General features: G+C 57.9%; 18 protein-coding genes. 4 read left to right on the top strand and 14 right to left on the bottom strand.

Translation table 11 applies throughout. The features are described 5' to 3' along the window. Positions 1 to 105: 105 nt before the first annotated feature. The 5 genes from P2081_RS10330 to P2081_RS10310 form a co-directional block, all read right to left on the bottom strand. Positions 106 to 1290: an amino acid aminotransferase gene (locus P2081_RS10330; RefSeq protein WP_278922787.1), complete on the bottom strand. Its 1185-nt coding sequence runs from the start codon at positions 1288 to 1290 to the stop codon at positions 106 to 108. Then, positions 1290 to 2144 (bottom strand): 3-mercaptopyruvate sulfurtransferase, encoded by an 855-nt coding sequence (sseA, locus tag P2081_RS10325; RefSeq protein ID WP_278922786.1) that lies wholly within the window; start codon positions 2142 to 2144, stop codon positions 1290 to 1292. Before sseA ends, P2081_RS10330 begins: the two co-directional genes overlap by 1 nt. A gap of 114 nt (positions 2145 to 2258) precedes the next feature. Continuing rightward, positions 2259 to 2804, bottom strand: a complete 546-nt coding sequence (locus P2081_RS10320; RefSeq protein ID WP_278922785.1) for a hypothetical protein — start codon at positions 2802 to 2804, stop codon at positions 2259 to 2261. Between the two features lie 268 nt (positions 2805 to 3072). Then, entirely contained in the window at positions 3073 to 3549 is a 477-nt protein-coding gene (gene smpB, locus P2081_RS10315) for an SsrA-binding protein SmpB (RefSeq protein ID WP_278922784.1), read from the bottom strand. Between the two features lie 74 nt (positions 3550 to 3623). After that, a complete protein-coding gene (locus P2081_RS10310; protein WP_278922783.1) occupies positions 3624 to 4196 on the bottom strand; it encodes a helix-turn-helix domain-containing protein in 573 nt (190 codons plus the stop codon). A gap of 144 nt (positions 4197 to 4340) precedes the next feature. On the opposite strand from P2081_RS10310, the gene P2081_RS10305 reads away from it, so the two are divergent. Together P2081_RS10305 and ilvD are read left to right on the top strand one after the other, a co-directional pair. After that, positions 4341 to 5576, top strand: coding sequence for a benzoate/H(+) symporter BenE family transporter (locus tag P2081_RS10305; protein WP_278922782.1), 1236 nt, complete (start codon positions 4341 to 4343; stop codon positions 5574 to 5576). A 161-nt stretch (positions 5577 to 5737) separates the two neighbouring features. After that, on the top strand, positions 5738 to 7588 hold the full coding sequence (ilvD, locus tag P2081_RS10300; protein ID WP_278922781.1) for a dihydroxy-acid dehydratase: 1851 nt from the start codon (positions 5738 to 5740) through the stop codon (positions 7586 to 7588). A gap of 511 nt (positions 7589 to 8099) precedes the next feature. Here ilvD and P2081_RS10295 read toward each other — a convergent pair. Beyond that, complete coding sequence (locus P2081_RS10295) at positions 8100 to 8918, bottom strand: sulfotransferase family protein (protein WP_278922780.1); 819 nt, start codon at positions 8916 to 8918, stop codon at positions 8100 to 8102. A 138-nt stretch (positions 8919 to 9056) separates the two neighbouring features. On the opposite strand from P2081_RS10295, the gene P2081_RS10290 reads away from it, so the two are divergent. Further along, positions 9057 to 10634, top strand: a complete 1578-nt coding sequence (locus P2081_RS10290; RefSeq protein WP_278922779.1) for a DUF5928 domain-containing protein — start codon at positions 9057 to 9059, stop codon at positions 10632 to 10634. A 128-nt stretch (positions 10635 to 10762) separates the two neighbouring features. On the opposite strand, the gene P2081_RS10285 is transcribed toward P2081_RS10290, so the two are convergent. The 6 genes from P2081_RS10285 to P2081_RS10260 form a co-directional block, all read right to left on the bottom strand. Beyond that, entirely contained in the window at positions 10763 to 11404 is a 642-nt protein-coding gene (locus tag P2081_RS10285) for a DUF1523 family protein (protein WP_278922778.1), read from the bottom strand. Positions 11405 to 11416: 12 nt separating this feature from the next. Beyond that, positions 11417 to 11683, bottom strand: coding sequence for a hypothetical protein (locus tag P2081_RS10280; protein ID WP_278922777.1), 267 nt, complete (start codon positions 11681 to 11683; stop codon positions 11417 to 11419). Positions 11684 to 11783: 100 nt separating this feature from the next. Then, positions 11784 to 12407 (bottom strand): class I SAM-dependent methyltransferase, encoded by a 624-nt coding sequence (locus P2081_RS10275; protein WP_278922776.1) that lies wholly within the window; start codon positions 12405 to 12407, stop codon positions 11784 to 11786. Between the two features lie 26 nt (positions 12408 to 12433). Next, entirely contained in the window at positions 12434 to 13174 is a 741-nt protein-coding gene (gene pssA, locus P2081_RS10270; protein ID WP_278922775.1) for a CDP-diacylglycerol--serine O-phosphatidyltransferase, read from the bottom strand. A 366-nt stretch (positions 13175 to 13540) separates the two neighbouring features. Further along, positions 13541 to 14749 (bottom strand): aminopeptidase P family protein, encoded by a 1209-nt coding sequence (locus tag P2081_RS10265; RefSeq protein ID WP_278922774.1) that lies wholly within the window; start codon positions 14747 to 14749, stop codon positions 13541 to 13543. Between the two features lie 288 nt (positions 14750 to 15037). Further along, positions 15038 to 15826: an alpha/beta hydrolase gene (locus P2081_RS10260; RefSeq protein WP_278922904.1), complete on the bottom strand. Its 789-nt coding sequence runs from the start codon at positions 15824 to 15826 to the stop codon at positions 15038 to 15040. A 231-nt stretch (positions 15827 to 16057) separates the two neighbouring features. Here P2081_RS10260 and P2081_RS10255 point away from each other — a divergent pair, with 231 nt between their 5' ends. Next, positions 16058 to 17530 (top strand): NAD-dependent succinate-semialdehyde dehydrogenase, encoded by a 1473-nt coding sequence (locus tag P2081_RS10255; RefSeq protein ID WP_278922773.1) that lies wholly within the window; start codon positions 16058 to 16060, stop codon positions 17528 to 17530. Between the two features lie 143 nt (positions 17531 to 17673). On the opposite strand, the gene P2081_RS10250 is transcribed toward P2081_RS10255, so the two are convergent. Both P2081_RS10250 and P2081_RS10245 read right to left on the bottom strand, forming a co-directional pair. Beyond that, a complete protein-coding gene (locus P2081_RS10250) occupies positions 17674 to 18402 on the bottom strand; it encodes a M48 family metallopeptidase (protein ID WP_278922772.1) in 729 nt (242 codons plus the stop codon). After that, complete coding sequence (locus P2081_RS10245) at positions 18399 to 21674, bottom strand: type I restriction endonuclease subunit R (RefSeq protein WP_278922771.1); 3276 nt, start codon at positions 21672 to 21674, stop codon at positions 18399 to 18401. Before P2081_RS10245 ends, P2081_RS10250 begins: the two co-directional genes overlap by 4 nt. Between the last annotated feature and the right edge of the window lie 18 nt (positions 21675 to 21692).

Genomic DNA, 21692 nt, shown 5'->3' with positions numbered 1-21692 from the left:
TTTTTTTCCACCTCTTCGGCCATTCAAATTCAGCATCTCGTTAAGCAGCAAAAAGCGCGCCGCAAAGGGCGCGCTTTCAGTCTATGGGTTGTCAGGTCTTTGGGGTCAGACGCCGGCGTCTATGATCGCCTTGGCCAGCCTCGGAATGGTTGCGGAATTCAGCCCCGCAATATTCATCCGGCTGTCGCCCACCATGTAGATGCCATTGTCGACGCGCATTTTCTCGACCAGATCAGGGGTGGTCCCCAAGAGCGAGAACATGCCGCGGTGCTGCGCCAGGAAGCCAAAGCGGTCAGACCCGGAAAGGCGCTGCAATTCTGCGGCCAGATCGGTACGCAGCCCCAACATGCCGAGGCGGATCTCTTCCAGCTCGGCGGCCCAATCGGCGCGCAGGGCCTCATCGTTCAGGATCATCGTCACCAGACGCGCGCCATGATCCGGCGGGAACGAATAGTTCTGCCGGTTCAAAAACGCCAGGGTGCCCTGGTTCAGCGCCTGCGCGCCCTTATCCTGCGACAGCGCCATCAGCAGCCCGGTACGTTCCCGGTAGATGCCAAAGTTCTTGGAACAGCTGGCCGCGATCAGCACCTCGGGGCAGCCGGCAGCCACCATGCGCACACCCCGCGCGTCTTCTTCCAGACCATCGCCAAAGCCCTGATAGGCAATATCGATCATCGGGATCAGGCCGCGTTCATTCATCAGCGCGATCACCGCTTGCCACTGCGTCGCATTCAGATTGGCACCGGTGGGGTTGTGACAGCACCCATGCAGCAGGATCACATCGCCCTTGGCCGCCTGTTTCAGATCTTCGATCATGCCATCAAAGTTCACGCCACGGGTTTCGCGATCGAAATAGCGATAGCTGACAGCTTCGATGCCCACATATTGCAGGATCGACACATGGTTGGGCCAGGTCGGATCCGAGACATGCACCTTGGCTGATGGGTTGGCCATCTTGATCATCTCAAAGGCCTGGCGCACCGCGCCGGTCCCACCGGGGGTCGCCGCTGCCGCGACAGTGTCACGCGCCACAGCATCGCCGAGGATCAGTTTGATCATCGCATCGCTATAGGCAGGGTCGCCAGCCAGAGCGACATAGGATTTGCTGGTCTGCTCCTCCCAGAGCTTGTGCTCTGCCGCCTTGATCGCCCGCATCACCGGGGTCTGGCCCTCGGCATTTTTGTAGACGCCAACACCAAGGTCGATCTTGTTGTCGCGCGGATCTTCGCGAAACATCTGCATCAGGGCGAGAATTTTATCCGCAGGCTGCGGCTTTAGGGTCTCAAACATCAGGTCTCTCCGGTTGCAACGGGAAGGGTGGGAAACGCGCCCCACTCCGACCATGAGCCATCATAAAGCGCATGATCGGTCTTGCCGATCCGCTCTAGGGCGAGGCTCAGGACGGCGGCGGTCACGCCCGACCCGCAGGTGGTAATGGCAGGTTTGTTCAGATCAACGCCCGCCGCCGTGAAAACGGCGCGCAGCTCTTCCGGCGCTTTCATCGTGGCATCAGAGGCGAGCAAATCAGTGAAAGGTGTGTTTTTGGAGCCCGGAATATGCCCGGCGCGCAGCCCTTCGCGGGGTTCGGGCACATCGCCACGAAAGCGCGCCGCGGCGCGGGCGTCGATGATTTCGTGATCGCCCAGCTTGGCGGCAGAGGACACCTGCGTCACATCCCGCACCAAATGATTTTGCACCCGCACCGTCATGTGCCGGTCGCGGATAACCGGTGGCAGATCTTCGGTCTCGCGGCCCTCGGCCACCCATTTTGGCAGACCACCATCCAGAACCGCAACGTTGGCCTGCCCCATCAGGCGGAACAGCCACCAAACCCGCGCCGCAGATTTAAGCCCGGCGCCATCATAGACCACCACCTGATGCCCGTCACCCACGCCCATGGCGCGCAAACGGGACATGAACTTTTCGACTGGCGGCACCATATGTGGCAGATCTGACCGGTGATCCGAGATATCGTCGATATCAAAAAAGCGCGCATTGGGAATATGAGCCGCGTCATATTCCGCCTTTGCGTCGCGCCCTTCCTGCGGCAGATACCATGAGCCATCCAGCACCCGCAGGTCCGGGTCCTGCAGATGGGCTGCCAGCCACTCGGTTGATACAAGGGTTTTTGGATCGTCGCGCATAAAAGCCTCCCCGCACATGCCTTTGTCCCTGCGTACTACCCGCCGATGGGAGTCGCAAGAGAGGCCGGGCGGGAACGCAACAATCTATCGCGACAAATCTTCGATCCCCCGCCCCTAACGCACCAGCCGCAGGCTGGGACGGCTGGGCCTGTCTTTTGCAGCCATGTTCCCGGCCGGGAAGCGGGCGGCAAAGGACAGGCCCGCGCGGATGACATTCGGGTCCATGGTGCCACCAGTCAAATTGGCCAGCGCTGCGCGGGCTCGGGGGGTTTCGTCCCGGCGCATGTGATGCAGCATCTGCAACAAGGCCTGCTCATCCCGGCTTATATGGCTGCGGTCTTCAAGATCCAGCGGATCAAGGCATTCAAAGCGGTGATGGCGCGCCTGCCTGGTCTGCTGCACCAGCGCCAGCAGCGCCTGCGCCACAGGCAGGCCCAGGGTCTCTCCCCAGCGCTGCGCGGCAATCTGATAGGCGAACTGCCAGGTCTGGCGCTCAGGTTCAGCCAGGCTGATCATGAAATGGCGCATAACGGGTAGCAGCCCCTGTTCAAAATCATCCAGATCGCAAAAGACCAGCGGCAGCCTGTCGTTCGGTCCTGCAGGCTGGTCCGGCTGTTTTGGTGATTGCGGTGCGGCGGCAATGCTCTGGGGGCGTGTCATGACAGGATCCTCTGGACGGGTGGCACATTTTGGCAAAACGAGACAGGCCGGGCGGGATCACGCAGGATCAATCTGACTGGGCCGCGTCTTATCTGACAAAAACACTCGGAATACACAAGCCCTTTTCACGCAGCGCGATATTCCAGGCCACAGCACGGCCCAATCCCCCCGCGTCCGGGCGGCCAGAGACAGCATTCAATCTTCGAAGTTTCGGAAACGGGATATCTGTTCAGCGCCCCAGAGGTCGCGGCAACGCGCTGGTCGGGAATTAGCCGTGATCCTTCAGCAGGCGGCTTTTCTGGCGTGACCAATCACGCTTTGCCTCAGAGGCGCGCTTGTCATGCGCCTTCTTGCCCTTGGCGATGCCGATCTTGAGCTTGGCGCGGCCCTTATGATTGAAATACATCACGATGGGCACCAGGGTCATGCCCTTGCGCTGGGTCGCGTTCCACATATCGGACAACTGCTTGCGCGAAACCAGCAGCTTGCGGCGGCGACGTTCAACATGTTTGAACATCTTGGCCTGAGAATAGGGCGGCACGTAGGAATTCACCAGCCACAGCTCGCCATCTTCGACCGTCGCATAGCTTTCGGCGATATTGGTGCCGCCTTCACGCAACGCCTTCACTTCCGAGCCTTCAAGCACGATGCCACATTCCACGTCATCCTCGATGGCGTAGTCAAACCGCGCGCGGCGGTTTTCGGCAATCACTTTATAGTTCGGGTCTGATTTCGTCTGGGCCATGATGGGCAGATGTAAGCGCAGGCGCGGGCAGGTGCAAGATGACTCTCGCCGCCATCGCCCGCGTTCTGGCGCCGTTACGCTGTTGTCGGGGGGGCAAACCCGCCCACATGGTGGGGATAGTGGTGCATATTCAGGAAAACCGCGCCTGATGCGCCACCGCGATAGCCATGCGGCTGATCCGCCTGAAAGCGCAGCCCCTCTCCCTGTTGCAGGGCAACCCATTGACCATCCCGCAGGACCTCCATCTCACCCTGCAGGACAAAAACCTCTTCTGTGACGCCCGCCTCATGTGGCTGCGAGGCATGGCTTTGCCCGGCCGTCAGGCTGATCTGAAAGGTTTCTGCGCCGAGGCTGGGCTCAAAGGGAAAGACGATCTTCACCGCGATGCTGCCGGGAAACTGCACCGTTTGAAACCCGGCACTGCGTACCTTCTGCGGCTCTGGCATCGGGGCAATCAGAGCAGAAAGCGGCAGGTGAAAGCCCTTGGCGATTTTCCACAGGGTGGCGATGGTCGGGCTGGATTCGCCGCGCTCGATCTGGCCGAGCATTGCCTTGCTGACCCCGGTTGTCTCTGCCGCTTTGGACAGGCTTATCCCTGCCCGCCTGCGGATCTGGCGCAGGTTAATCGCAATAGCATCCTCGGTCATGTTGCGTGCTCCATCGCGCCGCAGAGACCGCGGCTGAAAATTTCTCTTGTGCGTTATAGCGCACAAGGCCTATCTTGGGCAAAATACATCGTGCGCTATAACGCACACCACTCTACCGCGCGCATCCCGGAAGGAAACCCCCCAATGCTCTCACAGCTCAAGCTATCGCATCTGGCGGCCGGCGCGATTGCGGTTCTGGTGGGGTACACCAGTTCCGTTGCCATCATCTTTCAAGCGATTGAAAGCCTCGGCGCCAGTCAGGCGCAGGCAAACAGCTGGCTGATGGCGCTGGGGCTGGGCATGGGACTGACCAGCCTGATCCTGTCACTGTGGTTTCGCATGCCCGTACTGACCGCATGGTCCACCCCCGGTGCGGCACTGCTGGCGATCGGGCTCAAGGATGTCTCCATCAGCCAGGCGGTTGGTGCCTTTCTGTTCTGCGGGCTGTTGCTGACTCTTACAGGCATCAGTGGCTGGTTCGAACGCCTGGCGCGGCTGATCCCGGACAGCATCGCCAATGCGCTTTTGGCGGGAATTCTGTTCAATTTTGGGCTCTCGGCCTTTCTCGCGCTCAATAAGGATACCGCCCTGGTGGCCAGCATGGGGCTCGCCTTTCTGGCCGGTCGGCTGTGGTTTGCCCGCTACACCATGCTTGGGGTCTTGCTGGTTGGTGCGCTTTGGGCTGCCGCTGCCGGTAGTTTTGGCGATCTCGCCCAGCTGGACACCAGCCTGCACATGCCCGAAGCGGTACCACCCAGTTTCTCTCTGCCGGTGATGCTTGGGGTTGGGCTGCCGCTTTATATCGTGACGATGTGCTCGCAGAACATGCCTGGCGTCGTCACCCTGCGCGCGGCCGGCTATACTCCGCCGGTGTCAGCCGGCCTGACCGTGACCGGAATCGCCACACTAATCCTGGCACCTTTTGGCGGCTTTGCCTTCAACTTTGCCGCCATCACCGCCGCCATATGTGCCGGCCCCGAGGCGGACGACGATCCACGGACCCGCTATCTGGCCAGTGCCAGTGCAGGTGTGTTCTACTGTCTGGTGGGCCTGGGCGGCGCAACAGTGATCAGCCTGTTCCTGATTGCGCCCAAGGCCCTGATCGCCGGGGTTGCCGGGCTCGCCCTGCTATCGACCATCGGCAACAGTCTGTCGCAGGCCCTGCAGGGTGCAGATGGACGCGAGGCCGCGCTGATCACCTTTATGACCGCAGTCTCTGGCATCAGCTTTTGGGGCATTGGCGCCGCCTTTTGGGCGCTGCTGTTTGGGCTACTAGTAAACAGCCTTTTGCATCGCCGCCCGGTGCAGGCACCACTAACTGCACAGCCAACCGCTCAGACCGCCACACAGCCCCACCTCCCGGCCCCGCCAACTGGCTAAGACAGAACCCGCCCTAGCCAAACGCCGCCGCCTGCGCAAACGGCCGACCAAAACACCCCCGACGCCCCCGCGCCGGGTTAATAGAACCAAAACACGTCCGCAGATATTGCGTTTGTTGCGCAAATCGTGTGTCTGAGGGCAAAGACAAGGGAAACAGCCAGATGCCAATGTACCGATCCAGAACCTCTACCCATGGCCGCAATATGGCCGGCGCCCGCGGATTGTGGCGTGCCACCGGCATGCAAGACGATGATTTTGGCAAGCCAATCATCGCTATCGTCAATTCTTTCACCCAGTTTGTGCCCGGCCACGTGCACCTGAAGGATCTGGGCCAGATGGTCGCCCGCGAAGTCGAATCGGCCGGCGGTGTCGCCAAGGAATTCAACACCATCGCGGTGGATGACGGCATCGCCATGGGGCATGATGGCATGCTCTATTCGCTGCCCTCACGCGAGGTGATCGCGGATTCGGTGGAATATATGGTCAACGCCCACTGTGCCGATGCCATGGTTTGCATTTCCAACTGCGACAAGATCACCCCGGGGATGATGATGGCCGCCATGCGCCTGAACATCCCGGTGATCTTTGTTTCTGGCGGCCCGATGGAGGCCGGCAAGATCGACATAGCCGATCTCGACATGAAAAAGATCGACCTGGTCGATGCCATGGTTGCCGCCGCCAGCGAAACCATGACGGATGAACAGGTCCAGCATATCGAAGAAAACGCCTGCCCAACCTGCGGGTCCTGCTCTGGCATGTTCACCGCCAATTCGATGAACTGCCTGGCCGAAGCCCTGGGCCTGGCGCTGCCTGGCAATGGCTCTACCCTGGCGACCCACGCGGACCGCAAGCATCTGTTCCTGGAGGCCGGCCGCAAGATCGTCGAGATAACCAAACGCCACTACGAGGGCAATGAACCAGGCCTGTTGCCACGGGAAATCGCCCGCTTTGAGGCCTTTGAAAACGCCATGAGCCTGGATATCGCCATGGGCGGGTCTACCAATACGGTGCTGCACCTGCTGGCGATTGCCCATGAGGGCGAAGTCAAATTCACCATGGATGACATCGACAGGCTGAGCCGCAATGTCCCCTGTCTGTGCAAGGTGGCGCCCAATATCGAAAACGTCCACATGGAAGACGTACACCGGGCCGGCGGCATCTTTTCAATCCTTGGCGAACTGTCCCGCGCAGGCCTGTTGCACAATGATTGCAGCACAGTGCATTCCGCCTCTATGGGCGAAGCGATTGCCAAATGGGACATCAAGGTCGCCAATAACCCCGAGGCCGAGCAATTGTTCAAAGCCGCCCCCGGCGGTGTGCGCACCACCCAGGCGTTTTCCACCGAAAACCGCTATAAAGAGGTGGATATCGACCGTGAAGGCGGCGTGATCCGCAGCAAGGAACACGCCTTTAGCCAGGATGGTGGTCTTGCGGTTCTGTTTGGTAATATCGCGCTGGATGGCTGTATCGTCAAAACCGCCGGTGTGGATGCCTCGATCCTCAAATTCACCGGGTCTGCCTATGTCTGCGAAAGCCAGGATCAGGCTGTCAGCGATATTCTGACCGGCAAGGTCAAGGCGGGCGACGTGGTGGTGATCCGCTATGAAGGCCCGCGCGGTGGTCCGGGGATGCAGGAAATGCTCTATCCGACTTCCTACCTGAAATCCAAAGGTCTGGGCAAAGACTGCGCCTTGCTGACCGATGGACGGTTTTCCGGCGGGACCTCTGGCCTCTCCATTGGTCACGCCTCCCCTGAAGCGGCCGAAGGCGGCGCGATCGGGCTGGTTGAAATGGGCGACAAGATCGAGATCGACATTCCCAACCGCACAATCCATCTGGCGGTCTCGGACGAGGTTCTGGCCGCCCGGCGCGCTGCACAGGATGCGGTCGGCTGGAAGCCCGCCAAACCACGCAAGCGCAAGGTCTCCAAGGCGCTGAAAGCCTATGGCATGCTGGCCACATCAGCCGCCAAAGGCGCGGTGCGCGAACTACCGGAAGACTACGACGGCTAACCGCACCGCAAATTCGCCCCCCCCCTTCTATATCTTGAATATTGGGGGGGGCTTTGCAGCCAAGTGTAGCTGCTGCAACGTAGCGCTCCCGCCCTCTCTGTCGGCTTTTGCCTGATGGCAAAACCCTCCGCGAGCTTGGGCCCCGCTCCGGGCAAAGCCCGGCGCGGGGCCTGCCGCCACCCAAACTGGAAAAAATACCCCGCCCCAGCCTGCCCGCCAGGAGCAATAATAAAAAGATCTGCTGAGAAGCGGTTTAGGGGCAGGTATGCCCCAAACGCGCCCTATCAAGTATTAGATAAAACGACCGCCTCAAGGGTAAACCGCGCTATCGCGCGGCGGCTTTGCCGCCCTTGACCCGGACGTTTTCGCAAGTTCAAAGAGACACCCTACCATCTGGCGCAACCGCGCCACGCCTTGGCGTGGCGCCGGGCCCAACGGGACAAGGGCCTTTTCAAGGCCCGCCGGACGGGCGGGAGCGCCCCCTCCCTGTTTGCCGCCTGTTTTACGCCTGCTATTCCGCAAGCTTGGCGTGGATCTCGTCGAGGTCAATTTCGCCAATGGGCATCTTGTTGCCCGGATTCTCAAAATCATATCGGAACAGATCAAAGTCGCGTTTATAGATCTCATAGATCAGGTGCATCGATAGATCGTCAAAATAGTCTGCAACCGGGTGCGCCCGCTTGGGTCCATGGCCTTCGCTTTCGTTGAAGCGGGGAATATTTGCCAGATCAACCCTATGCGGCGTTTCAATCGCGTCCAGCACATCCTGCATGCCGCTGTTGAAATCCTCGGTCCAGAAGATCTTGTTGTAGCGCCCACCATTACCGACATAGGTCGAGACATGGCCCGACATCGCGGACCAGTGGATATCCGGGTCCATCGGGCGGCGAAACCGGATACTGTCACGCACAAAGAGCAAAAACCGCCGGAAGCTCTTGATCTGGTCGAATTCTTGCTTGCCGTCCGCGCCGCCAACCTCGATGCCATATTCATAGGTCAACTTTGGCACCAGATTGCCGCGATAGCGTTTACCGTTGCGCTGAATGCCGCAGATCTTGTCAAAAAACGAGCTGAGCACTCGGGTATAGGGGTTGCGCACGCAGGTAAAAGCATAGCTGCTATTGTCCCGCACCTTGCGGCTGATCGGATCCTTGCTGTGCTCTAGCGCCCATTTGTGCAGTCCACTCTGCGCATCATGGATGTCACCGTCAAAAAAAGCGCCATGGTCAGAATAGTAGAGGATCTGGCCAATGGTCGAACAGGCGCATTTCGGCACCACGCGATAAATGACGCTCTCGGACTCGGTCATCCAGGTACCTGGGTATCCCATATCGCCTTCCTCCTTTTGTGCAGCGGAACCTGTACACTCAATATCTACAGATAAAATTAAAATAATCTGGTTTATTCAATGGCCTTGCCCCTTTATCAAGGGAACAATCAACTCACTTCAGGATGCATCGTCTCCAAAATGGCAAGAATTGCGTATATTTTGCTCTGCCATAAGGATCCAGAGGCGATCATCCTGCAGGCAGAGCAGCTCACCGCGGTGGGCGACTACATGTCCATCCATTTTGACCGCAGCGCCAGTGCAGAAGACTATGCAAGCATTCGCAAGGCCCTGTCAGGCAACCCGAACGTCTGTTTTGCCAAGACCCGCGTCAAATGCGGCTGGGGAGAATGGTCGCTGGTGCAAGCCACCCTGAACGCCCTGTACAGCGCCCTCGATAGCTTTCCGCGCGCCACCCATTTCTACATGCTGTCCGGCGACTGCATGGCGATCAAAACAGCAGAATACGCCCATGGCTTTCTGGATCAACAGGACTGCGACTTTGTCGAGAGCTTTGATTTCTTCGAAAGCGACTGGATCAAAACCGGCCTGAAGGAAGAGCGGCTGATTTATCGCCATTTTCTGAACGAACGCAAACACAAGGCCCTGTTCTACGCCAGCCTCACCCTGCAACAGAAGCTGGGGCTACAGCGACAAATACCGGCTGACATTCAGGTGCAGATTGGCAGCCAGTGGTGGTGTCTAAGGCGGCGCACGGTTGAAGCCATCTTTGACTTTGTGAAGCGGCGAAAAGACGTGGTGCGCTTTTTCCAGCGCACCTGGATCCCGGATGAGACCTTTTTCCAGACTCTGGTACGACATCTGGTTCCCAATACTGAAATCGACAGCCGTACACTGACATTTCTGATGTTTACTGATTACGGCATGCCGGTGAATTTCTACAATGATCACTACGATCTGCTGCTGAGCCAGGATTTTCTGTTTGCCCGTAAAATCAGCCCAGACGCCAAAGAGCTGAAACTGCGCCTTGGGCGGCTCTATGCGGCCCAAGGCGTTGATTTCCAAGTCTCAAACGAGGGACGCAATCTCTATAAATTCCTGGTGCAGCGCGGCCGTATTGGGCGCCGCTTTGCCACCCGGTTTTGGGAAAAAGAAAGCTCTCTCGGGCGCGAGCGCGAGCTGATCATCGTGGTCTGCAAAAAATGGCACGTCGCCAAACGGCTGATCGCCCAGCTGCGGCAACACACCGATATTGCCGCCATTGACTATCTGTTCCACGAAGAGGCAACACCGCTGCCGGATCTGGGTGGCATTCAGGCCTCTCTGAGCAAGCGCACACGGCATCGGCGCGCCTTGATGCGGATGCTGTTTGAGTATTTTGAAACCAACCAGCTGGTCATTTGCTTGGATCCGACCGCGCTGGATCTGATGAATGACTTCAACAGTGATCGCTCTACCACCCGCACGCTGCAGATCGAATGCGACTTTTCCGATGACTATCTGATTGGCCATGCGCACCGGGTTGGCCTTGCGGGGGAACACACGCCACAACAGGCGCTGAAGCGGCTGCTGCCGACCATTCGCAATGACATCCTCTACGAAGCCGACCGCCTGCGCGACGCCGGTTTCGCCAATTACCACCTGATACGCCAGTCAGACAGTGCCGAGATCAACGCCAGCCAATTGGCCGAGGTCTTCGGCCTGCCGATTGAAACAGCACAGACCCTGGCCAATAGCCCGCACCTGTTTTCCGACTAAAACAGGTCGCGCAAAGGTGGGTGTCGGATTTCAGTGTCTAGGACAGACGGAATCAAATAGGCAAAGCCCGTCTCGTGGCTGCAAAGGAATGCGGCAAACGCTCATTCCCGGTCAGGGCCGCCAACAGGCTAATTGCGCCAGCTGGAAAACCACCGCCGCAGACGGCTGCGCCGTTCGGACAGCGCATCCCCTGCAGCATAAAACCCGTCTTCGACATCCTCCAACATCGGGTCAATCCGGCTACGGCGAAATCTGCGCCAGCGCACATAGATCGCCCAGAACAGCGCTGCCAATAGCACCAGGATGACTGTGCTGATCCAATTGAATGGCTTATCCTCGGGGCCAGTGACTGGCTTGATCGAGATCGCATTGGGAAAGGTCGACAGGAAAACGCTGCGCCAGCCGTAGTGTAGCACCGAAACCCATTCAGGATTATCCTTGGTAGAGATCGCGTCATTGGCCTCGGAATACAGATTGGCGGTATCGAACTTGAAATAGGGTGGCCAGTGCCAGCCAGTGTCCTCGTTGCGATAGACAATGGCATCGCCATTGGCACGAAAGGCCTGAATGAACTGAACATCCCGCGTCACAGCAGCCTGCGTTTGGCTATCTGGGGTGGACCAGAAGATCTTCTTCCAATTGTCCAACTCCTGACGTTCTTCGTATGTATTGACGATCCGCACCACATCATATTGCGGCAGGGTATAGTGCAAGAACCCCGCAAAAGCGGACCAGATCGTGATCAGGACACCCCATTTGATATAGGCCATCAGACATGCCTCTCAGCTAAAGTTAACCAGGTAGATCACCAGCGCAATCGCGCCCAGCGGCAGAATATAGACCAATAAGACCAGCCTGCGCCGGAAAGAGCGATCATAGCGTTTCAACCCCCGCTGGATGAAGGCCTGCCGACTTGTGGTCAACCCCTTCTCTTGCCAACGCTGCGACAGCCGCGCCCGGCATCGCGACCGTGCGTAAAACAACAGGCCCCAGTAGATTGGGGTCAGACATATCAGTAGCACTACCAGCAGGCGTAAAAAGGCAAACATGCGTCGGCTTCTCCTCTGCCGTGGCTAGCGCATCTAGCAATTGATAACCGGGCCCCTCTGCTGCCTAGCTTCTGGCACACCACCCTCGGCAGTGGCGGGTCTAGTTCCGGTGCCGTTTCGATAGAACCAGAAAGGTCATCATGCCAAAAGGTGGCAGGGCTTGCTGGGTCTCGACCTGTAGGCGCTCTTCCTGCAGCACCCGTTCAATCGCAAAATCGGAATGCCAGCCCAGCACATTGGCAAAGGGGGCCGAAAACTTCTCGATCGATGCCAGCACGCCTTGCGTACTTTTGAAATGGTTCGAGATCACCACCTTGCCACCGGGGCGCAGCACCCGTTCAATCTCTGCCATGACCCGCTCTGGCTCTGGCACCACCGAGAGCACATGCATCGCGGCAACCGTGTCAAAACTATTGTCCGGGAAATCCAGCTGCCGCGCATCCATCTGGCGTAGGGCTATTACATTGTTCAGCCCCTTTTCCGCCACCCGGCGGCGGGCCTTGGCCAACATATCTTCGCTAAAATCAATGCCGGTAACGGCAACACCTGGCCCATAGTCGGGCAGCGACAGGCCAGTGCCGACGCCCACCTCCAGCACCGATCCGCCATGGCTGTTGATAAATTCGACGGTACGACGACGGCCTGCGCTTGTCACGGCGCCAAATGTCTTGTCGTAGACCGGTGCCCAACGGGCATAAGAGGTTTCAACAGATTTGATATCCAAATTAGAATTCTCCCAAGGTACCGGGTTTATACCGGCGTTTTTTTAATTAACCCCCACATCACCAGAACGATATAGCTCAGGCAGAGCACAACCAATGTGGTCCAAGCGTAGGTCAGAACTGCGGCACCTGCAAAGGCACAGGCCACCAAAAAATACTTCACGTTTTCGCGCGATATGCGAACCATCTTGGGCGACCAGGTCGGAATACGGCTAATCATAAGCAATCCGATGACAACCATGTGAAAGCAGATCAGCAACTTGGGAAACCCGCCCCCGGTATCAAAGGCAAAAGAGACAAACATTGGCAGCATCGCCAGCAGTGCCCCCGCAGGTGAGGGAATACCGACAAAGTAGCCGCTGGAAACCTCGCTCACCTTTTCCGATTTGGTGGCCACGTTGAATCGCGCCAAGCGCACCACGCAGCAGACCGAAAACACCAGCACCGAAATCCAGCCGGCATTGCTCATGTCCTGCAGCGCCCAGAAGTAAATCACCAGCGGCGCCGCAACCCCAAAGTTGAGAAAATCCGCCAGTGAATCCAGCTCGGCCCCCATTTTGCTGTCACTGCCCAGGGCGCGGGCAAGCCGCCCGTCCAACCCATCCAGGATCGCCGCCGCCAGGATCAGCTGTACCGCCAGCACATAGTTGCCCTGCACGCCAAAGCGAATGGCCGATAGCCCGGCGCATATCGCCCCCACGGTCATGATGTTCGGCAACAGCTGAATCAGTGCGAACTCGGTCAATCTTCGGTCGTGGGGGTCATCCATGGTGCAGCTTGGTCACTTTTCTGAAGCAGGTGTCATCTGTTGACGCGCATTTCCCCTGCAGACAGGGGCGGCTCTACAGCACAGCATCACAACAGAGCCCCCTTTTGCAAGAGAGGGGGTGGCTGCTACTCATAAGTGGTTTGGCCTTGAAAGCAAGGGGGAAGCCCTGCCTCCAGGAGCAAGCGGCGCAAAGCGGCAGGTCGCGCAATCGCCTGCGGCCAGATTCACCGCCCGCAACCACCACCGACAGCACCGCGCACTGGCGCGGTGCCGGGCCCAACGAGGTTTGATCCCGGCAGGGATCAAACCTGGGCGGGAGCCTTCGGCTCTGCCCGCCTGGCAACGCTGGCGCTTAGGGCCCTGCCCCTAGCCTACAACGTTGAACGCAGGCCCATAGGGGTACTTGGTGATATTCTCATTGCCATCCGAATGAATGATCAGGATATCATGCTCCCGGTAGCCCCCGGCACCGGGCTGTCCTTCAGCAAGGGTCAACATCGGCTCCATCGAGATCACCATCCCCGGCTCCAGAACCGTATCGATATCCTCGCGCAGCTCCAGCCCGGCTTCGCGGCCATAGTAGTGCGACAAGACCCCAAAGGAGTGGCCATAGCCAAAGGTGCGATATTGCAGCAGGTCGCGCTCTTCAAAGAAGGCGTTGATCTTATGGGTGATATCGGCGCAGCTGGCACCGGGCTGCAACAGCGATATACCGTATTCATGCGCCGCCACATTGGCCTCCCAGATTTTCAGGCTTTCAGGGTCCACCTCGCCCAGGAACAGCGTGCGTTCAAGCGCCGTATAATAGCCGGAAATCATCGGAAATGTATTCAGCGACAGGATATCGCCGCGCTGCAAGCGGCGCGCCGTCACCGGGTTATGCGCCCCGTCTGTGTTGATCCCCGATTGAAACCAGACCCAGCTGTCACGGTATTCAGCGTCTGGAAACCGCTTGGCAATTTCCAGCTCCATGGCATCACGCCCGGCCATGGCCACGTCGATTTCGCGCGCGCCTTCTTTGATCGCCTCGCGGATGGCAAAGCCGCCCACATCAGCCACCGCAGCCCCGGCGCGGATCATCTCCAGCTCCGCCTCGGATTTGCCCATGCGCTGCACCATGGTCGGCGCATAAAGATCCACCAGACGGGCAGGGCTAAGAAACGCCTCCAGCTTGGTCTTTTGCAGCAGTGTCAGATGGTCGCTTTCATAGCCCACCACGGCGCCTTCGCCCGTCACCGATCTGATGGCCCGCCAGAAATTGTCGCGCTGCCAGTCGGTATAGGTGATGTTGTCGCAAAAAGAGCGCCGCCAGGGCTGGCCTGCATCAATGCCGGCGGAAATGGTCACCGCTTCGGTCGCAGTAACGACCAACCCATAGGGGCGGCCAAAGGCACAATAGGTAAACCCCGAATAATACGAGATATTATGCATCGATGTGAAGACAGCGGCTGTTGCGCCGGTCTGCTCCATAATCTTGCGCAACCCGGCAATTCGGGCCTCATATTCAGAGGTGGCAAATTGCAACGGTGCTTTTTCACCATTGTGAAAGCGGTACATGTCAGGACGTGCAGTCATGCTGGATCCTTCCTTTTGACAGAAAGGTCCTGGCGTACAGGACGGAATGTTGAGAAAGACCCATGGCTGACTGCAATTGGGCCTGGCAGCGCCTGTGCTGCATATCGCCCGAAAGACTGCCATGTGGCGACGCCATCGCCCGGTCTAGCTGCAAAATGCCCCTGAAACGCGCCAGAGGCAAGTGATTTCGGCGCCCGCCCCTATCCGCCCTCCGGTCCGCTATTCCTGCGCGGGTACAGGCTCGCCTCGCGGTGGCCGGTCCAGCAAGCCAGGATCACGGATGGCAGACTAATCTGTAAGCAGGCGCACCAGGTCACTGGCCGGATCTGCCAGCGGGTCGATCACGTTGAAGTGATGCTTGCCAAAGGCAATCACATGATCTGCCTGCCAAGCATCCGCCAGCCACTGCGCCTGATCCAGAAAGGCCGGGCGTTCCTCGGCGCCGACCCAGACGGTGACATCGACACGATATCGCTCTTGCATTTCAACCGGGCTTTCGGCCTTGGCTGCAGGGCCATCCATCTGAAATTTTTTGTTCATTGTGGTGCGCAGCAGCGGCACAAGATCCGCCAGGGGCGAGATCGGCACCACAATCTTCAACCGATTTGCCACGACAGGCGACAGCACCTCCGGGTCCAACATGCGCGCCACCAGATGGCCGCCCGCAGAATGGCCTGCCAGCGAGATCGGCACCTCTGGCAATTCCTGTGCGATCTGGGTCACCGCGCTGGCCACCTGTTGGGTAATATCCGCGATCCGCACCTCGGGGCACAGATCATATGACGGCATCGCCACCGCCCAGCCATGGGCCAGCGCCCCCACTGCCAGATGTGACCAAGTGCTTTTGTCAAAGGCCAGCCAATAGCCGCCATGCACAAAGACCAAAACGCCTTTCGGCGTACTTTCAGGCAGGAAAAGATCAAACCGGTGCCGCGCACCATCACCGTATGGCAGATCAAGGCGCGCCCGCTCATGCAGGCTATTGCGAAAATCCTCTGCCGAGGCAGCCCAGCGCGCAGGATAGTTATCTGCGCCGGCAATATAGGCCCCATTGGCATAGGCGTCGTCTAAATCGATCGTCATCTGTCTCTCCTGCTTGCCACTCTAAGTGACAAGCTCTGCCAGCCATTGTCAAACTATCTACAGGGTTGCCTCCTCAATCCCCGACCCTGGACCTTTCTATGGCTTGAGAGATGCGCTTGGCACCGGCTCAATAAGGATTTGATCAAATCTGGACTTATCGTTCTTTCTGGACATATGAAGAGGCAGCTGTTTTCCATGCCTGCATATCCACTCCAGGAGGCCCCAATGCTGCAACAAACCACCGCGCTGAGATCGCTCTTGAACGATCCCACCCTATTGGAAACCCGCGCCTATGTCGGCGGCGCTTTCATTGATGGCGATAGCCAGTTTGACGTCATCAACCCTGCCCGCGGCGATGTCATCGCCCAGGTGGCCGATCTCAGCCGTGCACAGGTTGCCGGTGCTATCGCTCAGGCAGAGGCGGCGCAGAAAGACTGGGCCAAATGGACCGGCAAGGAACGCGCCGCCGTGCTGCGCAGGTGGTTCGATCTGATGATGGAGAATCAGGAAGACCTGGCGGTGATCCTGACGGCAGAAATGGGCAAACCCCTGGCAGAGGCGCGCGGCGAAATCGCCTATGGCGCTTCTTTCATCGAATTTTTTGCGGAAGAGGCAAAACGCATCTACGGCGAGACCATCCCCGGCCATCAGCGTGACAAACGCATCACGGTGCTGAAGCAGCCCATTGGTGTTGCCGCCTCTATCACCCCGTGGAATTTCCCCAATGCAATGATCACCCGCAAGGCCGGCCCGGCGCTGGCTGCGGGCTGCGCCTTTGTCGCCCGCCCGGCCGAACTGACGCCGCTGTCGGCCACAGCCCTGGCCGTTCTGGCTGATCGCGCCGGCATTCCGGCTGGTGTCTTCAGCGTTGTGCCCTCTACCAATGCTTCGGAAATCGGCAAGGAGTTCTGCGAGAACAACGCCGTGCGCAAGCTTACCTTTACCGGATCAACCCAGGTAGGGCGCATCCTGATGCGCCAGGCCGCAGATACGGTTACAAAATGCTCGATGGAGCTGGGCGGCAACGCGCCTTTCATCGTCTTTGATGACGCAGATCTCGACGCCGCGGTTGAGGGCGCCATCATGTGCAAGTTCCGCAACAATGGGCAAACCTGCGTCTGCGCCAACCGGATCTACGTACAGGCCGGCGTCTATGATGCCTTTGCAGCGAAACTGAAAGCGGCCGTCGCCAAGATGAAACTCGGGGATGGCCTCGAGGAAGATACGCTCTTTGGTCCGCTGATCACCGACAAGGCGGTGGTAAAGGTGCAAGAGCATATCGCCGATGCCAAGGCCAAGGGCGCAGAGGTGATCCTGGGCGGTGCCCCGTCTGACCTAGGGGGAACCTTCTTTGAACCCACAATCGTCACCGGCGCCACCCGCGACATGGCTTTCGCCACCGATGAGACCTTTGGCCCGCTGGCGCCCCTGTTCAAATTCGACGACGAAGACGAGGTCATCGCACTGGCCAATGACACCATCTTTGGCCTTGCGTCCTATTTCTACGCCAAGGACCTAAGCCGCGTCTACAAAGTCGCTGAGGCGCTGGAGTATGGCATTGTCGGCGTCAATACCGGCATCATTTCCACCGAGGTTGCCCCCTTTGGCGGCATCAAGCAGTCTGGCCTGGGCCGCGAAGGCAGCCACCACGGCATCGAAGACTATCTGGAAATGAAATACATCTGCATGAGCGTGTGATACACCCTTAAAAATAAGGGCATTTGTAAAATTTCAAATGCCCTTATTGGAACAAAACCTACTCACTATTGGGACACTTCTCCTATAGAACGACACCGGGCTAGACCAACGTAGGTGCTGGCGGCTCATCATATCATTTTGCGTCATTCGCTTATGAGAAGCTCGACCAATCCATCCAGATGATGCTTGGCCTTACGCCAGTCTCCAGCGTGGGCGTCGATCAGCTTCCAGAAGGCGGTGCCGTGGTCGTGGTGCTTGAGGTGAGCAAGCTCATGAACCAGCACGTAGTCGATACAGGCACGGGGTGCTTTGATCAGATGCGGATTTAGGATGACTTCGCCCGCTGGTGAACAACTTCCCCACTGGCTTGACATTTCAAGCAAGCGAAACGGCGGTGGAGAAGTGACCCACGGCAGCGACTGGGACAAGTTGTCGATCCGTCGGGCAAGATAGTCGCGGCCTTTGACACGATACCACGCTCGAACACGCCCCCTGATGTCTTCTGGTGTCCCAGTCGCGGATTGGACTTCCAGTCGGTTGCCTATGAGGCGGACCGCTGTTGGCTTGCCCGTGACGGGGATGATCTTGAGCATATAGCGACGCCCCAGATACAGGACTTGTTCACCAGACACATATTCCTTGGGCCTGACATGGGCATAGCGTTCTCGGGCATCTTTGACATGGTTGGCCACCCACTTGGCACGTTTCTGAACGGCGCTTTTGATGGTGCTGTCATTGAAGCCTTTGGGAGCATCGACAGACACAGAGCCATCAGGATTCACGTGGATTGCTACACGGGATGTTCGGGCGTCGTCATAGGCCACCTGATACGGGATACGGTCATCCCCATATACCAGCACAAACTGGGTCACTGAGAGTCTCTCACTGATCCAGCACGGACAACGGCGAGAACCTGATCAATCAGCGCGTATGCCGCATTGGTGCCGCCAAGCAGGTTGAAATACCGCACCAGCAGGCTCTTCTTGATCGCGGCCTCTAGGTTTCCTGGACTAATCGAATGGGACTGCACCGCATCTATTACCACAGACTCGATATACAGTGCTTCCTCGACAAGTTTGTCCTCGGTTGGACTCGTTCCGTCCAAATGATCAAGCAGCAGCCCGTAGTAGGCTTTAGCACGTGGCTGATCAGTGAAACGATCTGGGACGCCTGGCGTGTTGCGCTCAGCAACCTTTTCTTCAAGGTCTTTGAACATAGTGTATTGCTTACCAGGATGATCGAACATCGCCTCGGCGGCTTGGATCGCTTCTTTCAGCAGTTCTGAAAAAACACGTTGGGCATAGGGATCATCGATCAGGTCTTGCTCGATGGTTTTGCGAAGACGGGTTTTGATGACATCGGCTTCGGTGCGGGTCTTCTCGTCCGTCCAATCATCGGGGCCATCATCCTGTCCAAGCGTATCAACTCGTATAAAGCCTTCGGGATCAATGATCTCGATACCGTTGACCTGCTTATCAACCATGCGCCTGATCTGGTCTTCGTATGCCGAAAAATCGACAGTCTCACCAGCATCGCGCTTGGCCTGCACACGCAGTTCTGTGAAGAACCGCAGATCGCGTTTGTAGCGCTGGATCGTCTTCTCATCGAATGCACCATCTTCAAAGAAGGTGCGGGATGACAGGGCCAGCTTCAGGCACATGCCAAATGCCGTAAGCGCGTCGTAGAAGTCTTCGCGCACCTTCTGAGCCTGATCGAAGCTGTGGCCTGCCTCATCCTCTGTGACTCTTGGCACCAACACGCGGCGAAGCTGCTCACGGTCCCCTTTGTTTTGAACGGACCCAAAGATCGCCCATAGGGCATCATGCAGGCTTGGCAGGCGTTTGTATTCTGTCGAGACGTTGGAGAACGTGCCAACCAGATCATCAACCTCATACCCGTTCTGGGTCTGTGCCGCGAGGTCTTGGTAATCCTGAATGGATGTGTCCAGTTCGGCCAAGATACCACGGTAGTCGATCAGATAGCCGAACTGCTTGGCCTCATGCAGACGGTTCACCCGAGCGATGGCTTGCAGCAGGTTATGGCTTTTGAGGTGCTTGTCGATGTAGAGGACAGCGTTGCGCGGCTCATCAAAGCCCGTCAGCAGCTTGTCCACGACGATCAGGATGTCAGGCGCACCGTCTGTAGCAAAGCCAGCGATGACATCGTTCTCATACGCATCAGGGTCATCGCCGACGGTTTGGTTCCACCATGTTTGCACTTCGGGTGTCTTGGCCTCATCGGTGTCATCATGGCCTTCACGGGTATCGGGTGCCGATATCACAACGGCACTGGTGACCATACCAGTATCATCCAATGCTCTCTTGTATCTGATCGCCGACAATTTACTGTCGGTGGCAAGCTGCGCCTTGAGGCCAGGACTTTGATCAATGAAGTTTTGCTTGAAGTGTTTGGCTATATCCCGTGCGATGAGTTCGATACGACGCTCAGCTTTGTAGACTTGCCCACGGGTCGCATATTTCTGCTTTAGATCGGAAAGCTGTTGTTCGGACAGACCTTCGGTTCTTTGTTCGAACCAAACATCGACAGCACGTTCGTTGATATCAACGATGGGCTTGCGTTCTTCATAAACCAACGGGGTGACCGCACCGTCTTCAACGGCATCCTGCATGGTATAAGCATGAAGGATAGGACCGAACTTGTTACGGGTCTTGTCTTCTTTCAGCAACGGTGTGCCAGTGAAGGCGATGAACGCGGCGTTTGGCAAAGCCTGCCGCATCCGTTCATGGTTCTCACCACCTTGGCTACGGTGACCTTCATCAACCAGCACGATCAACTTGTCTGACGTATTCTTGCACTCGGGCATTTGGGTGGCTGAATTGAATTTTTGTAGCAGCGTGAAGATGATCCGACCGTTCCCCGATCCGATCTGCTTTGCCAGATCACGACCCGACTGCACCTTGGCCTTCTCACCGTCTTTCTTAGTCGCAACGACCGATCCGAATGCACCGCCCGTCAGGAACGTCGCAGCTAGTTGCTTCTCAAGGTCAACGCGGTCGGTGACGATGATGATGCGGCTGCTGGCAAGCTTGGGATCGAGCAACAGTGCTTTAGTCAGCAATACCATCAAGTTCGACTTGCCTGACCCCGTGGTGTGCCAGATCACGCCGCCTTCGCGACGACCATCGGGCTTTTGCTTGGCCACCTGTGACAGGATCGCTTTGACACCACCGAACTGCTGGTATCGGGCTACGATCTTTTTGGTGCCACGGTCGTAGAAAATGAAGCGCCTGGTGAAGTCGAGCAGCCTGTCGGGCCCAAGCAGGCTGATGATCATGCGATCCTGCTCAGTGGGCAGCACAAGGCCGCTGTGCAGGCGCTCAAAGTCATTCCTAGCCCAGCGCGGTTTGTCGGCAAACAGCAAGGCCTTCTGATCCTCGCTCAGGGGTGTGGATTTCACATCCTGCATCTGAGCCTCAGAAATTTCTTCCTCTTTCCACGATCCCCAAAACTTTTTCGGCGTTTCGGTCGTGCCGTATTTGGCATCGGTGCCTGAGATCGACAGCAGCAACTGCGAATACGCATAGAGGGTCTGGATGCCCTGCACCTTTTGGTTTCGATTGTGTTGGCTGATACCTTCGGCAACCATGGACTTTTCTGCCGACGATGACGTGGGTCGCTTCGCTTCGATCACCACCAGCGGCAGGCCGTTCACGTAGCACACAACATCGGGCCGATACCGTCCCATCCCCGCAGGGCGCTCCACGCTGAGTTCTTCGGTGACATGGAACAGGTTCGCATCGACGTTGGCCCAATCAACCAACGGGACTGTAACGGATGTCTTGTCGCCCCCGACAAACTCGTCAACCGTGACGCCAAGTGTCAACTGTTTGTAAATCGCTTCATTCGCCGCGATCAGACCTTCGTTCAGCTTGGTGGTCGTGATCGCCTTGATCACCTGATTGATACCACTCTCCGACAACGGATGCTGCTGGCCTTTGAAATCGAACCGATGCGCGGCCAACCACTCCCGCAGCACAGGCTCCAATACCACCGACCGTTCAGACCCACGCATAGCCAAGGCTTCAGCGGGTGGCAGGTACGTCCACCCCATAACCATCAGGACGTGCAAGGCGGGGAGCTTTGACGCTGCTTCTTCGCGGGTATCGGGGGTGGCGTTGGTCATAGAGTCATACTCAAATTA

It is taken from the genome of Pseudophaeobacter profundi, assembly GCF_029697505.1.
Lineage (GTDB): Bacteria > Pseudomonadota > Alphaproteobacteria > Rhodobacterales > Rhodobacteraceae > Pseudophaeobacter > Pseudophaeobacter profundi.
The sequence above is the reverse complement of the archived record's forward strand: the minus strand, read 5'-3'. Positions and strand labels throughout refer to the sequence as shown.

Coding starts and splice junctions, on each gene's coding strand:
- P2081_RS10330 (WP_278922787.1), bottom strand. CDS start 1,290: ATGTTTGAGACCCTAAAGCCGCAGCCTGCGGATAAAATTCTCGCCCTG.
- sseA (WP_278922786.1), bottom strand. CDS start 2,144: ATGCGCGACGATCCAAAAACCCTTGTATCAACCGAGTGGCTGGCAGCC.
- P2081_RS10320 (WP_278922785.1), bottom strand. CDS start 2,804: ATGACACGCCCCCAGAGCATTGCCGCCGCACCGCAATCACCAAAACAG.
- smpB (WP_278922784.1), bottom strand. CDS start 3,549: ATGGCCCAGACGAAATCAGACCCGAACTATAAAGTGATTGCCGAAAAC.
- P2081_RS10310 (WP_278922783.1), bottom strand. CDS start 4,196: ATGACCGAGGATGCTATTGCGATTAACCTGCGCCAGATCCGCAGGCGG.
- P2081_RS10305 (WP_278922782.1), top strand. CDS start 4,341: ATGCTCTCACAGCTCAAGCTATCGCATCTGGCGGCCGGCGCGATTGCG.
- ilvD (WP_278922781.1), top strand. CDS start 5,738: ATGCCAATGTACCGATCCAGAACCTCTACCCATGGCCGCAATATGGCC.
- P2081_RS10295 (WP_278922780.1), bottom strand. CDS start 8,918: ATGGGATACCCAGGTACCTGGATGACCGAGTCCGAGAGCGTCATTTAT.
- P2081_RS10290 (WP_278922779.1), top strand. CDS start 9,057: ATGGCAAGAATTGCGTATATTTTGCTCTGCCATAAGGATCCAGAGGCG.
- P2081_RS10285 (WP_278922778.1), bottom strand. CDS start 11,404: ATGGCCTATATCAAATGGGGTGTCCTGATCACGATCTGGTCCGCTTTT.
- P2081_RS10280 (WP_278922777.1), bottom strand. CDS start 11,683: ATGTTTGCCTTTTTACGCCTGCTGGTAGTGCTACTGATATGTCTGACC.
- pssA (WP_278922775.1), bottom strand. CDS start 13,174: ATGGATGACCCCCACGACCGAAGATTGACCGAGTTCGCACTGATTCAG.
- P2081_RS10265 (WP_278922774.1), bottom strand. CDS start 14,749: ATGACTGCACGTCCTGACATGTACCGCTTTCACAATGGTGAAAAAGCA.
- P2081_RS10255 (WP_278922773.1), top strand. CDS start 16,058: ATGCTGCAACAAACCACCGCGCTGAGATCGCTCTTGAACGATCCCACC.
- P2081_RS10245 (WP_278922771.1), bottom strand. CDS start 21,674: ATGACCAACGCCACCCCCGATACCCGCGAAGAAGCAGCGTCAAAGCTC.